Here is a 17,673-nt window from a genome sequence, read left to right as displayed (position 1 = left end):
AGGAATATGGCCCGATCCAATCCCCCAGAGTGACCGCCCCACCCGCCTGACAACGGTCTTTTCGGGACATCTCCCCTTAACGTCGAAGTGACAAGATGTTCCTGATGACCGTTTCTGGGCATGAGTGATCACTGAGAGTTCCTGGAGAGGCGGGTCGCAGAGTGTCGCGCGGTAGTGAGTTCGTTGTGGTGGCCAATCGGCTTCCGGTAGATCGGACCGTTGGGGAGGACGGCGTCCCGCGCTGGCGGCGCAGTCCAGGTGGCCTGGTCAGCGCCATAGCGCCGGTGATGCGGCGCAGGAAGGGGACCTGGATCGGCTGGACGGGCGCCCCCGACGAGGAGCTGGAGCCGTTCGAGGAGGACGGCATGGCGCTGCATCCCATCGCCCAGTCCGCGACCGAGGTCGAGCTCTACTACGAGGGCTTCTCGAACGCCACGTTGTGGCCGCTGTACCACGACGTGGTCGCGCCGCCCGTCTACGACCGCGCGATGTGGGACGCCTACGTCCGCGTGAACAGGCGTTTCGCGGAGGCGGCGGCCAAGGTCGCGGCGCGCGGCGGCGTCGTCTGGGTGCAGGACTACCAGCTCCAGCTCGTCCCGCGGATGCTGCGGGAGCTGCGCCCCGACCTGCGCATCGGCTTCTTCCTGCACATCCCGTTCCCGCCGCTGGAGCTGTTCTGGCAGCTGCCGTGGCGGCGGCAGATCCTGGAGGGCCTGCTCGGCGCCGACCTGGTCGGCTTCCAACTGCCCGGCGCGGCGGCGAACTTCGTGCGCCTCTGCCGCCGCCTCCTGGAGGCCCGGCACGTCAAGCAGGACGTGTACTGGGAGGAGCGGGTCGTCCGGGCCCGCGCGTTCCCCATCTCCGTGGACGTGGGCGAGCTGAACGACCTGGTGGGGCGCCAGGACGTCCAGGAGCGCGCCCAGGAGATCCGGGGCGACCTCGGCGAGGCGACGGTGCTGCTGGGCGTCGACCGGCTCGACTACACCAAGGGCATCACGCAGCGGCTCCAGGCGTTCGGGGAGCTGTTCGAGGACGGCGACCTCAAGCCGGGCCAGGCCGTGTTCGTGCAGATCGCGACGCCGAGCCGGGAGCGCGTCGAGCAGTACCAGCTGCTGCGGGAGGAGATCGAACAGCAGGTCGGACGCATCAACGGCGAATACGGCGAGATCGGGTTTCCGGTCATCCACTACCTGCACAGCTCGTACGACCGCGCCGAGCTGACCGCGCTCTACCTGGCCGCCGATGTGATGGTCGTCACACCGCTGCGCGACGGCATGAACCTCGTCGCCAAGGAGTACGTGGCGTGCCGCAAGGACCTGCGGGGCGTGCTCGTGCTCAGCGAGTTCACCGGTGCCGCCGCCGAGCTGAAACGAGGCGCGTTCCAGGTCAACCCGTACGACATAGACGGGCTGAAGGGCACGCTGCTGGCCGCGCTGGACGCCGAGCCCGCCGACCAGGCCCGGCGGATGCGCGTGATGCGCCGCCGCGTGATCGAGAACGATGTGGACCGCTGGGCCCACGCGTTCCTCAGCGAACTGGAGCGTCCCGCGGTCCGGCTGGAGCGGGCCGACCCGCTTCCTGCGGCTCGGGAGGGCTGACCCGCAGGTCGAAGGCCGCCCACACGGCCTTCCCGCCGGTGGCGAGCCGCGCCCAGCCCCAGGCGTCGCTGATGGCGCCGAGGACCAGCAGGCCGCGGCCGCCCTCGACGAACCCGGCGGGGTCGCTCGGGACGGGCTCGGGCGCGCGCCCGCTCGGGTCCGTCACCGAGATGACGAGCCGTCTCGGGTGCCCGATCAGGACGAGCTGGATGGGACACAGCGGCAGCGGTTGGGGCAGCCCCTCCATGCCGTGTCGCAGCGCGTTGGTCACCAGCTCCGACACCGCGATGACCACGTCCTCGGAGGCGTCGGCGAGACCCCAGCCGTCCAGCGTGACGTGGGTGAACTCGCGCGCCGACCGGGGCGCGGTGATCTCGGCGGGGAAGACGCGCCGTGCCATGCGCGGGGTCCCGGCGTGCGGGGCGGGCCACAGCCCGGCGAGGCCCGGCACGACCGCCGGGACGTTCGCCGACCCGTTGGCGGGCCCGTTCGCTGGGACGTTCGGCCCGAGCGACGCGGGGGGCGCGTCGGGCCAGGGATGAAGGGCCGGGGCGTGCCGCGACCGGCCGCCCCCCATGGCGGCGGGAGCTGCGACTTCGTCTGCCTGGTCAACGGTCATGGTCAACAACCTCAAGGCGTGCGGGGTGGTCACCGGCGAGCGTTCGCTATCTTGCTCCTCAAGTCGTGCAGATGCAAGACCGTCTGCATGAACGGATGCAAGAACGAATGCACGTGCATCTCGTACCATTGTGTGGGGTGGGGCGAGATCGCGGCCTCCCGCGCGGAGGCTGGGACGCCTGAAGGGGGCTACCAACGATGGACGGCCAACAGATGCTGGACGTCTGGCGCGGCGAACTCGTCTGGCAGAAGAGTCGGCGGAGCAATCCGTCCGGCAACTGCGTCGAGATGGCCGAACTCCCCAGCGGGGAGATCGCCGTTCGCAACTCCCGGGATCCCCAGGGAGCGGTGCTCGTCTACACCCGCGAGGAGGTGGAGGCCTTCGTGGGAGGTGCCAAGGACGGCGACTTCGACCACATGCTCGTCTGAGCCGCCGAACGGGCGGTGCTTCTTTCCGGCCTCCCGGCCGGTAGCGTGCGGCCCATGCACCTTGGGCAGATCGCCGCGCAGACGCCCGACAAGCCCGCCGTCGTCATGGCGGGCTCCGGGCGGGTCATCACCTTCCGGGAGCTGAACGAGGAGTCCAATCGGCTCGCCCAACTGCTCCGCGCGGAGGGGCTGCGCCGGGGGGACCACATCGCGTTCATGCTGGAGAACCACCCGCTCTTCCTGGCCGTCGCCTGGGCCGCCCAGCGGTCCGGGCTCTACTACACGGCCGTCAGCACCCGGCTCCAGTCCGACGAGCTCTCCTACATCGTCGAGAACTGCGGGGCGAAGGCATTCATCACCAGTGCGGCGATGGAGGCCGGTGAACAATCCGTTCCGGGGGGCGTGGGGGGTCGCCCCCCCACAAGAGAACGGCCCATTCCGGGGGGTGTGGGGGGTCCCCCCACAAGAGAACGGCCCGTGTCGAAGGTGCGAATGCCGGACGTGCCGCTGCGCCTCATGCTCGGCGGCACGGCCCCCGGCTACGAGTCCTACGAGGAGCGCGTCGCCGCGTACCCGGCCACGCCCATCGAGGACGAGAGCGAGGGCCACGACATGCTCTACTCGTCCGGGACGACGGGCCGTCCCAAGGGCGTGAAGCTGCCGTTGACCTCGGGGCCCATGGGCAGCCAGAACATCCTGCACGGGCTGCTGTCGCTGCTGTTCCAGCCCGACGCCGACTCGGTCTACCTGTCCACCGCGCCGCTCTACCACGCGGCGCCGCTGCGCTACTGCGTCACCCTGCACCGCTTCGGCGCGACCGTCGTGGTCATGGAGAGGTTCGACCCGGAGCAGGCCCTCGCCGCCATCGAGAAGTACCGGGTCACGCACAGCCAGTGGGTGCCGACCATGTTCATCCGGATGCTCAAGCTCCCGGAGGAGACCCGCGCCCGCTACGACGTGTCGAGCCTGCGCGCCGCCGTCCACGCCGCCGCGCCCTGCCCCGTCCCCGTCAAGGAGCGGATGATCGAGTGGTGGGGCCCGGTGCTGCACGAGTACTACGCCGCCACCGAGGCCAACTGCTTCGTCTACACCAACGCCGAGGACTGGCTCGCCCACCCCGGCACAGTCGGCCGCCCCCTGCTCGGGGAGGTCCACGTCTGCGACGAGGACGGCCGCGAACTCCCGCCCGGCACCCCCGGCACCCTCTACTTCGGCAACGCGCCGATGTTCGAGTACCACGGCGACACCGCCAAGACCGCCGAGTCCCGCGACCCGTGGGGCAACGGCTGGACCACCGTCGGCGACATCGGCTATGTCGACGAGGACGGCTTCATCTACCTCACCGACCGCCGCTCCTACGTCATCATCAGCGGCGGGGTGAACGTCTACCCGCAGGAGGCCGAGAACGTCCTGGCCGTCCACCCCCGGGTCGCGGACGTCGCCGTCATCGGCGTCCCGGACCCGGAGATGGGCGAGGCCGTCAAGGCCGTCGTCCAGCCCATGTCCATGGACGAGGCGGGCCCCGACCTGGAGGCCGAGCTCATCGAGTTCTGCCGCGCCAAGCTCGCCCGCTACAAGTGCCCCCGCACGGTCGACTTCCGCGCCGAGCTTCCCCGGCACGCCACGGGCAAGCTCTACAAGCGGCTGCTGAAGGACGAGTACTGGCCCGGCGAACACCCCGAGACGCCCTCAGACGCCACCAGAAGGCCGCAGAGGGCCTGAGAACACCCACGAACGGCAGAACCCGGCCGGTGGTCCCGGCCGGGTTCTGGAACACGCCTGCGGCGCCCCGGAACGTCCCCGTTCGTCAGTGCATCGGCATCGGCGCGTCGCCCGCCGCGGTGGGTGTGTCCGGCTTACGGCGCGGCAGCAGCAGCGCCGGAAGGAACCCGAGCGCGAGCAGCGCGACCGCGTACCAGTACGTGTGCTGGAAGGCGTCCGCCATCGGCGGCGCGATCTTCTCCATGATCGCCGGTGGCACCTTCTCCGTGCTGCCGATCTCCCCGCCGCCTCCGCCGACGCCCTTCAGCTCGTGCGTCAGCTGGTTGGCGAGCAGCACCGAGATCATCGCGGTGCCGATGGACGCCGACACCTGCTGGATGATGTTCAGCATCGTGCTGGCGCGCGGCACCTCGTCGTGCACCAGCGTCTGGATGGCCGCGGCCATCGTCGGCATCATCGTCAGGCCCATGCCCATGCCCATGCCGAACAGGACGGCGGCGAGCGTCCAGTAGCTCGAGTCGGCCTCCAGGATCGCCGCGAACGTCGCCACGGACGCCACCACCAGGGTGATGCCGACCAGCACGACCCGTCCAGGCCCGACCTTGTCGGTCAGCTTCCCGCCGATCGGCATCGTCAGCATCGCGCCGAGCCCCTGCGGGGCCAGCAGCAGTCCGGCGGTCGTCGCGCCCTCGCCGCGCACCGTCTGGAAGTACAGCGGCAGCAGCAGCATCGCGCCCATGAACGCGACCATGAACAGCATCATCGTGATGGACGCCGCCGCCACCGACCTGCGCTTCAGCAGCCGCAGGTCGATCAGCGGGTTCCGCGCGGTCAGCGCGCGGGCCACGAACCCGACGACCAGCGCGGCGCCGACCACCGTGAAGACCAGCGACTGGGCCTTCAGGAAGTCCTTCTGCTCGGCGCCCTTGGCCACCCCGTAGATCAGCGAGGCGAGCCCCGGCGACAACAGGATGAACCCGAGGAGGTCGAGTCTCTCCGTGGGTTTCGGCTCGTCCCGCTTGAGGACCTTGGCCGCCAGGATCAGCGCGACGATCCCGATCGGCAGGTTGATGAAGAAGATCCACCGCCAGGACACGTCGTCGACGAGGTACCCGCCGATGATCGGGCCGAGGATCGGTCCGAGCAGCATCGGCACGCCGACGATGCTCATCACCTGCCCGACCCGCTGCGGTCCCGCCGCCTGCGTCATGATCGTCATGGCGGCCGGCATGATCATGCCGCCGCCGAGTCCCTGCAACACGCGGAACACGATCAGGCTCTCCGCCGACCACGCCAGTCCGGCGAGGGTCGAGCCGAGCACGAACATCCCGATCGAGATCATGTACAGGCGTTTGGTGCCGAACCTCGCCGAGGCCCAGCCCGTGAGCGGGATCACCGTGGCCAGCGCGAGCGTGTAGCCCGTCGCGACCCACTGGATCGTGGCGAGGGAGGTGTTGAACTCCTTGGCCAGGTCGTTGATGGCCACGTTGACGACGGTCACGTCCAGGATCGCCATCACGGCGCCGAGCACGACGACCCCGGCCACGACGAGCACGCCGCGGTCGAGACCTCCGCCCGGGTCGGACTCCTTCAACGGGCCGTCCGCTGTCTTCGAAGACGCGGGAGCGGTCAACTCTCATCCAATCGTCAAGGCCGCGCACGCGGGCACGCCGAGGCCGTCGGGCATGTTCAGGGGGTTACCGCCGCAAAATAGTGCAGCGACTGACACTTTCGCGAACGATTAAACTCCGCAGGTTCCGGGAGTATTCCAGCGGGGTCCGACAAAACCTCCCAGCTCCCCACGGCCCACCCTCAGACCTGCACCTAGGTCGAGGTCAACGAACTGTGACGCACCAGACACCAGACCCCAACCCCCCGTCACCCCAGGCAGACCACCGCCCCACCCAAAACTCATCGCCATCCGGTCGGAGGCTCAGCGATCCGTGACCTTCAGCCGCCCCTTGAACTTTTCCAGACCGCGCACGGACTGGCGCGGCAAGATGTAGATCTCGAGCTTGCGGTTGGCGGCCAGCGGCGACCAATCGAGGTCGGGGGCGGTGCCGTGGAGGTGGAGAACCCTTAGTTTCGGCAGGTCCGCGAGTGGCCGGAGGTCCGTGATGTCGTCGCAACCACGGAGGAATAGCCGCCTTAACTGGTTGAGGGGCCGCAGCGGAGCGAGGTTCCGAATGCGGGTGTTCGACAGGTTCAGCGTGTTGAGCGTCGTCAGCGAGCTGATCGCGTCGAAGTCGGTTGCCTGTCGGCAGCCCTCGAGATAGAGCTCGAACAGCGGGAGACCCGTGAGCGGACGGAGGCTGGTCACCCAATCGCAGTGGCTTACGTACACGTTGTGGAGGCCGGGAGCCGCTCCACGGATCTCTTCTAGGCCCTCGGCGATGTGTGCGCCGTTGAGCCCCAAGGTCCCCAACCTTCTGAGAGAGGGGAGCGCGGAGATACTTCCCAAGCGGATCGCGTTGGTCAGCCAGAGGTAGGTCAGCTCGGCATGTCGGAGCAGTGGTGAGTAGTCCACGACTCCGTCACAGTCGGCGAGATAGAGCTGGTTCAGCTGCGGCAGCGCATCGAGAAAACCAAGATCGTTCATTCCGGGAAATTCGACGGTCAGGCCCTGCAGTGCCGGGAGGGACGGTAGAAGCGCCGGATCCGCCATCGGCTCGTCCGAGTAGAGCTGGAGATGGACCAGGGTCTGCGTGTGAGGGGCGAGGAACCCGAAGTCGTCGATGCGGCCCGTCTGGACGATGAGCCCCGCGAGCGGAGGGACTTTGGCGAGCGCACCAAGCTGCCGCGGCGAGCGCCCCACCCGGAGACTGCCGCTCAAGGGGTAGCGCGTGAGGACGCGATCGGCGAACTCATCGGTGTCGAAGTAGTTCCACGCTTCGGCCATGCGATCTTGCGATAGCAGACGAGTATCGGACGCATAGCGGGCCAGGACGTCCAAGGCGCCCGGTCCGTTGACCAGCCAGGCCGTCTGGATCGTCGCCGAAGCGGCTGCTGAGGTGATGCCGTCCAGGGTCTCGGGGAGGTGGGCGAGCACCGGTTCTCCCGCTGTGGCGAGGAAGCGGGCGGCGACTTCGTTGCGGGGCGGGATGAGGGCGTCCAGGCACCGGTCGAGCTCTTCACGGAGGTCGTCCGGCACGGAAGGGAGAGTCTCCAAGCAGGCGACGGCCACCAGTTTCAGGACGCGGGCTCGCCGTTCCTCGGAGTTGGCACGGGCGAGTATCCCCGTGAGGAGGTCGCGGCGCAGCGGTTCGTTGGCGTGCCCGGCGGCCATGATGACGGTCTCCCGCCACGTGTCGCGGTGTGCGTTGCGGACGAGTAGATCCATGTCGCCGAGGTCGGCGGCCTGTTTGGCGGTGAGGTACTCCTGGACGGTCCGGTGCACGAAGTCGATGCGTCCTGGCACCGGCTCGCGAAGGACGCCGCTGCGCTGGAGCAACTCGTCCACCACCGTGCGCGGTGAGGCGTGGACCTGCGGCATCGAGTCCAAGCGGTCGGCGACGAGGCGCTCGACCATCGTCTTGGGCAGCTCTACACGGGCACTCGTTGAGAGATGCCACGCGATGTCCTGCAAGATGCGGATCTTCTGGTCGCGTTCGAGGCTGCTCGGAATGCCGCGCTTCGAGTCGCGTGTCTCCAGAAGCATGTCGAGGGCCGCCCCGTAGAGCCCCATACGGTTGCGTGGCAGCGCTTCGCGATCGAGGTTGAGGGCGCACAGCATTGCCGCAAGCAGTGGGCTGGACGCGAGCGTCCGCAAGTTCGGAGCGGCCTCCAGCCGAGCCAGCAGGCGCGCCTCATAAGACGAAAGTCGCTCCGGGGTGCACGGCAGATCCGGGCACTCACGGACGGCGGTGTGCCAATGCTGGACGAGCCTCCGCACGTCCGCCGGTCCGAGCTGTTCGAGAAAGGCCGTGCCGAACCCTTCCGCCTGCAGCCAGTCGTACCCGGCGGCGGCTGGACGCGATGTGACGACGATCCTGATGTCGCCGAACTCCGAAACGATGTTCTTCAGCCACTGCCTGACCGCCTGCCGTTGGGCGGTCGTGACTTCGTCCACCCCGTCGACGAGGAGCACTGAACGCCCAGCCGCCAAACGCCGATGCACCCAGCCGCGAGGCATTATCCCGGCGAGGTTGCCCGCGACGTCGTCGATGAGCTTTTCGGGACGCGGTAGAGATCCGTTCGCGTGGCTGCGTAGCTTGACGAGGAACGGGACGCATCCGTTCCAGTCACGCAGCGGCCCGCTGAACGAACCACGCGCCGCCGTGACGGCGAGCCACCGCAGAAGAGTGCTCTTGCCGCCACCAGCTTCGCCACGAAGCAGCATCAGACGCCGGTTCTTTAGAACCGCCTCAACCCGCACGGCCCCTGTCTCTGCTTCGTCTCGCCATTCACTGATGGGAACGGCCTGAGCCGCCGGAGGACGAGACTTTCGTTTCTCCTCGTCGGAGACGTTCAAGCTGATGTAGGCGACGCTCAGGGTCGTCTGCGGCCGGGTGAACCGCTCGAACCGGACGCCGAACAGTTCCAGCGTGTCAAGCGACTCGCTGATCGACGCCAGGTAGCGGCGGGTGAACTCGTCATCGTCCGAGGTGCCCTCTGGCGCGTCGAGGGTTCGCGCCGGAAGCCGCGCCAGGACAGCGCCGATCTGGTCGGACAGGCCGCTCAGCCGCCCCAGCATCTCGACGGACGCGCGCGACCCGAACTGCGGCAGATGAACGATGATGCGGGCGAGGCAGTCGCAGCATTCGTCCAACGTGACCTGATAGAGCCGGGCCCCTGCCTCACCTAACTCGAACTCGGCTCTGCGGATCGACATCCGTGACCTGAGCCCGCGCGCCAGTTTCACCGGATCGACGTCTGCGGCGAACAGCGCGTCGTCTGACAGGTCGGCTTGTTCGAGTGTTCGAACGACCTCGTGAAGGGCGGCCTCTCGGTCGTTGTCGGTGAGGTCGCGGAACTCGTGTCCGGCGAAGGTGAGGATTCGTTCGGCCACCGAGTCGGCGATGCCCTCGAACTGGCGTTGGACGCGCCGTCGCTTGATCTCGTCCGGGAAACCCGTCTTGATCAGCTCGACGAGATCCTTACCGGCCGCGTCTCTGGTGGTGCGTCCGGCGAGCCATCGTCCTGCCGCCAGTTGCACCACCGATCCGCCCACGCGGAGCGCGGCGACCTCGATGCCGGGCACTGCATTTCCCTCAGCTGTCGCTGGCGGGCAGGAGGCCGACGCCGCTGAAGTGGGGGACTTCCGGGTCGGTCCAGGGGGAGTGGTCGGGACGCCAGCGGGAGCAGGAGACGACTCCCGGGTCGAGCAACTGGGTTCCCGCGAAGAGGCGTTCGATCTGTTCGGGGGAGCGGGCGCAGATGGGGGTGCCGCCGCGTTCCATCACCTCGGCGACGGCCCGGCGCATGGCTTCGCCGTCGAGTTCCTCGGTGGTGGCGTCGCAGGTGTGGGAGATGACCAGGTAGCTGCCCGGGGGCAGTTTTCGGAGCAGGTCGGCGACGATGCGCTGGGCCTCGGTGTCGTCCAGGATGTGGTTCAGGACGCCGAGCAGCATCAGCCCGATCGGACGGTCGAAGTCGAGCGTCTGCGCCGCGACGGACAGGACGGCGTCGGTGTCGCGGATGTCGGCCTCGATGTAGTCGCACGTGCCCTCGCTGGTGCTGGTCAGCAGGGCCCGGGCGTGGGCGAGCACCAGTGGGTCGTTGTCGACGTAGACGATGCGGGACGACGGTGCCACCCGCTGCGCGACCTCGTGCGTGTTGTCGACGGTGGGCAGCCCCGTCCCGAGGTCGAGGAACTGCCGGATCCCGTTCGCGACGAGGAAGCGCACCGCGCGGCCCAGAAAGGCGCGGTCGTGTTTGGCCGAGGCGGCGATGCCGGGCAGGAGCCGGAGCACCGCGTCACCGGCCTCGCGGTCCACCGGGTAGTTGTCCTTGCCGCCCAGCCAGTAGTCCCAGACACGGGCCGAGTGCGGCATGCTGGTGTCGATCTCGGGTCCCGGTCGCGGCTCTTCTGGCATGAAGCGGATTCCTCCTCCGTCGGACGGCTGCCCCAATCATCCACCAGTGGTGACGCCGATCGCACCGGGTCAGCCGTGTCCACTCGCTTCTCGGGGTTGCCCGCACGCCTTCCGGTGAAAACGTAGGATCCCTCCTAGCGGTCACGACCATTCGAGGAGTCGACGATGCCCCCGTCCGCGAATCAGCCTTCCCACCTGCCCGAGGACGTGCAGGTGAGGCTGCGCACCGACATTCCGTCACCGGCGCGGACGTGGAACTACTGGCTCGGCGGCAAGGACAATTATGAGGTCGACCGCGCGGTCGGGGACGCGACCGCGGCCCTGAATCCCGACCTCGTTCCGTTGGCCAAGCAGTCCCGCAAGTTCCTGATCCGGGTCGTGACGTACCTGGCGGCCGAGGCGAAGGTCCGCAATTTCCTGGATATCGGCGCGGGGCTGCCGACCGAGTCCAACACCCACGAGATCGCGCAGCGCGTGGCCCCCGACGCCCGCGTCGTCTACGTCGACAACGACCCCATGGTCCTCGCGCATGCGCGCGCCCTGATGCGGGGGACCAGCCCGCAGGGGGTCACCGACTATCTCGACGCCGACTACCACGATCCTCAGCGGATTCTCACCGAGGCGGCCAACGTCCTGAACTTCACGGAGCCGGTCGCGGTGATGTTCATGGGCGTCATGGGTTTCTGCCAGGAGTATCGGGACGTCAAGCAGATCGTGTCCGACACGATGGCGGGCGTTCCCTCGGGGAGTTTCCTGGTCCTGTGGGACTGCACCGATACGTCCGAGGCCGCCAAACAGGGCACCGAGAAGTACGCCGAATCCGGAACGCTGCCTTACCGACTCCGTAGCGTCGAGCAACTCGACGCCCTTTTCGACGGCCTGGAGAAAGTGGACCCGGGCATAGTCTCCGTCTCGCAGTGGCGGCCGGACCCGGCCACCGACGACGCCACTCACGTCGACGGTTACGGCGCCGTGGCCCGCAAGCCCTGAATGGGGGTACGCGGCGTGTGGCGCTGGGTGGGGGCGTTCGCATTCGTCGCGGCGCTCACTGTCGCGCAAGGCTGGGGTCTTCTGGCGGCGGACGACGGCCAGGGCTCGATAACGCGGCTGGGCTTGGTCGCGGCGGTCGTCGGGCCGCTCGCGGTCGAGGTGTCGGTGCTGCGGTGGGCGTGGCTGGGGCAGCGGCAGGCGCCACTGCGTGAGCTCGCGGGCCCGGAAGGGTTCCTGGGCGCTGCGCCGGTGGCGGGACGTTTCGTCCGGCGCCCCGACCTGGAGCGTGCGACGGTCCGGGCCCTGCGCGGCGGCGGCGCGTGGGCGGTGGCGCTGGTCGGGTTCGGCGGCACCGGCAAGTCGACGCTGGCGGCGGTGGTGTGCCGCCGCCGATGGCTGCGACGCCGCTACCGGCAGGTGACGTTCGTCAAGGCGGGACCGGGAACCGCGCCGGTGACGATCCTGACCGAGTTGGCGCGCCGTCTCGGCGTCGCGGACCCGTCGTACGCCACCGTCGACCAGGCCCGCGACGAGATCGAGACGGTCCTGGGCAGGCGCAGGCTGCTGATCATGCTCGACAACGTCTGGACGCGCGGCCCGCTCGACGCCGTCCTCGGCCTGGGACCGGGCTGCCGCGTCCTGTTCACCACCCGCAACCGCGACCTCGTCTCCACCGTCGGCGCCGCCGAGGTGATCGTGGACCAGCTGACCGACGACCAGGCGCTGCGAATCCTGGCGACCTGGACCCGCACCGCGCCGTCGGCGCTCCCGCAGGACGCGTACCGGCTGTGCGCGCGGCTACAGAACCTGGCGTTGGGCGTGGCGATGGCGGGCGCGATGGCCGCGCGCGGGCTCAGCTTCACCGACATCCACGCCCGCATCGACCAGGACCTGGGCAGGATCAAGGGCGACTTCGCCCCGGAGTACCAGCACCCGACCCTGCGGGCCGCGATCGACGTCAGCATCGACGACCTCACCGGCGACGCGCGGGACCGGTATCTGCGACTGGCGGTGTTCGAGGGCCGTGGCCCGTTCCCGGCGGACGCCGCGGCGGCGCTCTGGGATCCGCTGCCCGATCCGGACGTCCGCGACCTGCTGGCCGACCTGGTCGGCCGTTCCCTCCTCAGCACCACGGGGGAGGGCTGGTACATCGCGCACGACCTTCAGTACGACGCCATCGTCCAGCACCTTTCGCACCGGGCCGCCGAGATCGACCCGGTCCGCGCGGCCCACGACACCCTGCTGGACGGCTACCGGGCGCGCCGCCCGGACGCCGACTGGATCGGGTTCGCCCTCGCCGACGCCTACCTGCTGGGAAACCTCGCCTGGCATCTGTCCCGCGCCGGTCGGAAGGCCGAACTGGTCGACCTGCTCGGTGACCTCCGATACCTGTCCGCGCGTCTCGCCGCGCATGGCCTGCCCGATCTTATCGGTGACACCCACGGCACCGGGCATCCCCGCGTCCGCGCGACGGCCCGCGCGTTGAAGCAGTCCGCGCCCGCGCTCACCGCCGCGCGGGAGGCGGAGCTTCAGGGCCTCCTGGCCGCCCAGCTCGTCGGCCGCCTCATGGACCACCCCGACCCCGACACCGCGTCCTGGGCTGGTGACCTGCGTCCCGCCGCCTCCTGGTTGCGTCCGATCACCCCGGGCGCTCTCGCTCCCGCGACCGGCCCGCTGGAGCTGACCATCAGCGCCACGAAGTCCTGGTGCTCGCCGCCACCACCTACCGCCTGCGCCTGACAACGGGCACGACGCCACCCAAGGCCACGGAAAACAAGATGATCGACAGAGGTTGAGCCCCCAGGATGGGGAGATGCTCGTTGATCACTTCCCTCTGCTGGGCCTGCGGCTGCGCACGCCGCGCCTTGAGTTGCGCCTGCCATCGCCGGAGGAACTGGCCACCCTGGCCGAGCTGGCGGCCGCAGGCGTCCACGACCCCGATGTGATGCCGTTCCTGGTGCCGTGGACGGATCGTCCGCCCGCCGAGATCGCGCGGAGCGTCGTCCAGCACCACTGGGCGCAGCTGGCGAAGTGGGAGCCGGGGGCGTGGTCGTTGAATCTCGCCGTCTTCCACGCCGGTGTTCCGGTCGGGTCCCAGAGCATCGAGGCGAATGATCTGGCGATCACGCGTGAGGTGTCCACCGGCTCGTGGCTCGGACGCCGCCACCACGGGCAGGGAATCGGCACCGAGATGCGGGCGGCGGTGCTGCACCTGGCCTTCGCCGGGCTGGACGTCGAGGAGGCGACCTCGGTCGCGTTCATGGACAACCACGCCTCCCGCGCCGTCTCCCGCAAACTCGGCTACGCGTCAGATGGAATCGAGCGCCGCGTCGTTCGCGGCGCACTGGCCATCGACGATCGTCAACGCCTGACCCGCGCCGCCTGGGAACAGCACAGGACCGTCACCGTCACCATCGAGGGGCTCGACCCGTGCCTACCCCTTTTCGGCGCCCCTTCGGAATGAGCGGCGAGGAGACCGCGACCATGAAGCTTGAGAGTGCCGCCCGGGAATGGCGGCGGCACGGCTTCGTCGTCCTGCCCGGCTACCTGCCGCCGGATGTCCTGCGGCCCGCGGTCGCCGAACTGGACCTGCTCTTCCCCTCCGCCCAGGGCTTTCACGATGGAACCGATCCGCGCAGGGACTGCTTTCTCGACGACGAGTTCGCCGGGATCGACGCTTTTCCGTTCGCCGCCACGCAGATCGGTCTGCTGGCGGTCCATGAGCTCCTGGTCAGGCTGGCGGAGATGCTGCTGGACGACGCCGACCTGCGCATCTACTCCGCCGAGGCATGGGCGAAGTACACCGGCGCCGCCGACTACGACCAGGCCCTGCATCGCGACTACCTCAACCACACGCTCCTCGTCCCCAGCACTTCGCCCGAGTTCCGGCAACTGGAGATGTTCGTTTTTCTGGTGGACGTCCCCGAAGACCTGGGGCCGCCGCACCTGGTATCCAAAACCCACACGGTCGACTTTCCGGCAAAACCGAACTGGTTGCACAGAAGAGACTTGCCGGGCCCTGACGAATTCGGGTTCGAGTCAGTTCGGCCCGGTCTCTACGAGCATGAGATTTCAGCGGCCGGTCCCGCCGGAACCGTGGTGGCATTCGAGCAGGGCACCTTTCATCGCGGTACGGCTCTGACGCGTCCCGGCGGCGCCCGCTACACGATGCACCTCAATTACCGCCGCGCGGCGACGGAATGGGGACAACGCCGGGGATGGGCCGAGTGCGCCCACGACCCGAACTGGTACCGGTTCGTCGCGCACGCCAGTCCGCGCCAACTCGAACTCTTCGGCTTTCCGCCGCCCGGTCACCCGTACTGGACGGCGGAAACGCTCGCCGGTGTCGCACTGCGCTATCCCAACCTCGACCTGTCTCCCTGGCGCGACGAGCACGGCGCCCAGCCCTCTGATGCGGGGATTTGATCGCGCGGGAGTTGGAGACGGGAACTCAGCGCCGTTCTTGTCGGCTGAGTTGAACACGGTGGTAGCGCTGGCTGTACCGGCACCTGTCCAGTAAGCGGGATTGAGTGCCAGAGCGTGTGAGGGCAGGCTGCTTGGTGCCAGCCGTGATTGGTGGGGGAGCGGCTGCCCGCCGCTGGGTGAACGCTCTTAAGGAGCTTCAATTGGGAAGATGGCTGTATGCCGTTCCGCGCGTGTGCGGTCGTTCGTCAGGTCTGCCAGGGGCGCTGCGACGGTGGAGGTTCGTTCTCGCGGCAGCGGTTTTCGTGGCTACGTCCATCGTGGCCGGGCCGGCCTTCGCCGATGACTTTCCCACTAAGGAAGAGTTGAAGCGGGCAGTCGCCAGTTCGCCGGCAAGTAACGTTTTTTGGACCGGCAGGATCGGTTCGTGTTCGAGTAGAGATGACAGTGTCCTTGGGATAGCCGGGGAGTTCGCCAAGGGCCGAAACCAGAAAACCCTGGAGATGCGGCTGGAGGAGTCTGTGCCCAACATGCCGGATTGGGATTCACCCGACCCCGGCCGGGCCAGGGAGCTGTGGGAGTACGCCTCGTCGCAGTTCGCGGAGCAGACGTCCGACCAAGCGTGGGTTGTGAAAGGAAAGTGTGTTCGCGAGCATAACGTCTGGGAAGACAGGGAATTTCCCGCGCTGAAGGCGAGCGGGAAGGTCAAGTGCATCTGGCAGGTCGACGAGAACGATCTCACCCATGAGAAGCTGATCTGGAATGCCTGGTGGTGGGGTGGCACTTGCTCCGGCGAGGTGCATCTGCGCAACAAGGCCGCGCAGGCTTGCGCCGCTTACAACCCCCCGAACTATCAGTGGAACCACCCTGACGACGAGGTGCATTGGACCCATTACTACGGTTGGGCTTTCATCGGTGGCGGCAAGCCATACGGCGGGACCCGGGGCGACAACGTTCCGTCCGAGGCTGTGGGATACCAGTTCTCCATCGAACCCAATGACGACGGGCCAAGTGACCCTCAATACTTCCTCGACCATAATGACCGCGTGCTCGCCTGGTTCATGCCCGGCAGCAAAACGCCGGATTTCCTTCGGATCAGGCCGCAGTCAGAATTTTGGCCTCGCGGCGATGAGCCCGCTCCAGAGGTGTGTTCGTTCGGAACAGCGATACGCAACGGTACCGCGCAGACCTTGCGTCCGATGGGCCTCGGGTCATCAACCACCTACGGTGAGGGCAGTTCGGACGGCAACGGATACCGCGACACCGCCGACCAGGGGCTCAGCGCGCTCGCCGAGCAGAACGCCGGACACACCGGTGACCACCTCGCACCCTCGGCAGCGCGCAAGGCGGTCGCGGGCGCCGACGATTCCACTCCACTGGTGGACTGGGTCGGCTCCGTTCGTGTCGGGACGATGGCGGACCGCGAAGTCGAAGGGTGGCGGGGGTTCCGCATTGATGAGATCGCGGGCAAGGCCGAATGTGCCGTGAAGACCTACCAGCCCAACATCATCACCCTCATCGCCGGTGGCAACGACGTGCTCCAGAACTATCAGATGGACGGGGCGATCGGACGGCTCCAATCCCTCATCGAGCAGGTGACCACCGACGCTCCGGGAGTGACGGTCCTGGTCGCGGGAGTACAGCCGCTCCGTGACCCGGGCAGCAATGCCCGCGGAGAGGCGTTCACCGCGCAGATACCGGCGATGGTGGACCGGCTCGCGGACCGGGGCGTGCGCGTCCTCTACACCGATACCACCGGGCTGGAACTCTCCGACATCGGCGCTGACGGCATCCACCCCACCGATCAAGGCTACGAGAAAATCGGCGACGCGTTCGTGAAGGCGGCCGGTCAGGCCAATGAGCGGGGCTGGATCCGGCAGCCGACCGCCCAGGCCGACAACGCCGGGTCCAACCCCTGTGGTCTCAAGGACGACGGTCCAGGTCAGACCCCACCCGCCCAGAACAAGTTGGGGCAGCACTGGGACGACCGCGGCGTCATCCAGGCCCAGCAGTTCTCGTCGTCCAACCGGTTCTGGATGGTCGACATCAACAAGGACGGCAAGGCCGAGTACGTCACGGTGGACAAGGACCAGAACTTCCGGTTCTGGTGGAACAGCGGCCCCTCCGGCAAGAACTGGACGCCCTTCGTCGAAGGCCAGAACTCCTACAAGCCCTCCCCGGGCGCGGTCGGAAACCAGTTGCGTTTCGGTGACGTCGATGGCGACGGCTTCCCCGACTGCATGGTCGTCAATTCCGAGGGAGGTGTCTTCGTCTCCACCTGGAAGGCCGACAATCCGTCCGGTTCACGCATGTGCATGGACAAGGAGAAGTTCGCGGGCGGAGCCAGCGTCTACTCCGAGGGGTCGAGTGGATCCAAGCCGCGGATCGACCCGAGCATCCAGATCAGGTTCGCCGACGTCACCGGAGGCGGACGCGACGACTACCTGCTGATCGAGCCGGACGGCACCGCGACCGCCTGGTACAACAAGGGCCTCCAGATCGACCGCACCCGCCCCTACCTGGAATGGGCCCAACCCGAGAAGATCGCCGACGCGCTGGCCAACCCCAGGCAGATCAGGTACGCCGACATCAACGGCGACAAACGCGCCGACCGGATCCTGATCACCGCCAAGGGCGGCGCCCGGGCCTGGATCAACGAGGGGGCCAAGGGCGCGGGCGGCACCTACCGCGACATCGGCAGGATCGCCGGTGACGGTGACCTGCCGCCCCAGGACATCCAGTTCGCCGACCTCGACGGAGACGGCAAGTCCGACTTCCTGCGCATCGGCTGGACCGGAGTGGCCCACGCCTGGCTCAACAAACTCCCGTCCGACTACTTCGACACCTTCCACCCATAG

General features: G+C 68.2%; 12 protein-coding genes. 8 read left to right on the top strand and 4 right to left on the bottom strand.

Annotation, left to right across the window (positions count from 1 at the left end; all coding sequences use genetic code 11):
* Positions 1-161 precede the first annotated feature (161 nt).
* The gene (locus tag ABD808_RS25755) at positions 162-1,598 is read left to right on the top strand and encodes an alpha,alpha-trehalose-phosphate synthase (UDP-forming) (protein ID WP_344901197.1); all 1,437 of its coding nucleotides are present in this window, start codon (positions 162-164) and stop codon (positions 1,596-1,598) included.
* Here the strand turns inward: ABD808_RS25755 and ABD808_RS25750 are convergent.
* Entirely contained in the window at positions 1,528-2,217 is a 690-nt protein-coding gene (locus ABD808_RS25750; protein ID WP_344901194.1) for an ATP-binding protein, read from the bottom strand. The genes ABD808_RS25755 and ABD808_RS25750 overlap by 71 nt on opposite strands.
* 197 nt (positions 2,218-2,414) lie before the next feature.
* Here ABD808_RS25750 and ABD808_RS25745 point away from each other — a divergent pair, with 197 nt between their 5' ends.
* Positions 2,415-2,645: a DUF397 domain-containing protein gene (locus ABD808_RS25745; protein WP_344901191.1), complete on the top strand. Its 231-nt coding sequence runs from the start codon at positions 2,415-2,417 to the stop codon at positions 2,643-2,645.
* Positions 2,646-2,699: 54 nt separating this feature from the next.
* Positions 2,700-4,367, top strand: coding sequence for an acyl-CoA synthetase (locus ABD808_RS25740; RefSeq protein WP_344901188.1), 1,668 nt, complete (start codon positions 2,700-2,702; stop codon positions 4,365-4,367).
* An 85-nt stretch (positions 4,368-4,452) separates the two neighbouring features.
* On the opposite strand, the gene ABD808_RS25735 is transcribed toward ABD808_RS25740, so the two are convergent.
* The 3 genes from ABD808_RS25735 to ABD808_RS25725 form a co-directional block, all read right to left on the bottom strand.
* Positions 4,453-5,961 carry a DHA2 family efflux MFS transporter permease subunit gene (locus tag ABD808_RS25735; protein ID WP_344901185.1) on the bottom strand — a complete coding sequence of 503 codons (1,509 nt, stop codon included), beginning with the start codon at positions 5,959-5,961 and terminating at the stop codon, positions 4,453-4,455.
* Positions 5,962-6,300: 339 nt separating this feature from the next.
* On the bottom strand, positions 6,301-9,567 hold the full coding sequence (locus ABD808_RS25730; RefSeq protein WP_344901182.1) for an NACHT domain-containing protein: 3,267 nt from the start codon (positions 9,565-9,567) through the stop codon (positions 6,301-6,303).
* A 10-nt stretch (positions 9,568-9,577) separates the two neighbouring features.
* Positions 9,578-10,402 carry an SAM-dependent methyltransferase gene (locus ABD808_RS25725; RefSeq protein ID WP_344901179.1) on the bottom strand — a complete coding sequence of 275 codons (825 nt, stop codon included), beginning with the start codon at positions 10,400-10,402 and terminating at the stop codon, positions 9,578-9,580.
* A gap of 165 nt (positions 10,403-10,567) precedes the next feature.
* Here ABD808_RS25725 and ABD808_RS25720 point away from each other — a divergent pair, with 165 nt between their 5' ends.
* From ABD808_RS25720 to ABD808_RS25700, 5 genes are all read left to right on the top strand, one after another.
* Positions 10,568-11,392, top strand: a complete 825-nt coding sequence (locus ABD808_RS25720; RefSeq protein WP_344901176.1) for an SAM-dependent methyltransferase — start codon at positions 10,568-10,570, stop codon at positions 11,390-11,392.
* 27 nt (positions 11,393-11,419) lie between these two features.
* Positions 11,420-13,132: an NB-ARC domain-containing protein gene (locus ABD808_RS25715; RefSeq protein WP_344901173.1), complete on the top strand. Its 1,713-nt coding sequence runs from the start codon at positions 11,420-11,422 to the stop codon at positions 13,130-13,132.
* 73 nt (positions 13,133-13,205) lie between these two features.
* Entirely contained in the window at positions 13,206-13,856 is a 651-nt protein-coding gene (locus ABD808_RS25710; RefSeq protein WP_344901170.1) for a GNAT family N-acetyltransferase, read from the top strand.
* Positions 13,853-14,818, top strand: coding sequence for a phytanoyl-CoA dioxygenase family protein (locus ABD808_RS25705; RefSeq protein WP_344901167.1), 966 nt, complete (start codon positions 13,853-13,855; stop codon positions 14,816-14,818). The genes ABD808_RS25710 and ABD808_RS25705 overlap by 4 nt, the downstream gene beginning before the upstream one ends.
* 104 nt (positions 14,819-14,922) lie before the next feature.
* Positions 14,923-17,673 (top strand): FG-GAP-like repeat-containing protein, encoded by a 2,751-nt coding sequence (locus ABD808_RS25700; RefSeq protein ID WP_344901164.1) that lies wholly within the window; start codon positions 14,923-14,925, stop codon positions 17,671-17,673.

This window comes from Actinomadura meridiana (genome assembly GCF_039537545.1).
GTDB classification, from domain to species: Bacteria; Actinomycetota; Actinomycetes; order Streptosporangiales; family Streptosporangiaceae; genus Spirillospora; species Spirillospora meridiana.
The sequence above is the reverse complement of the archived record's forward strand: the minus strand, read 5'-3'. Positions and strand labels throughout refer to the sequence as shown.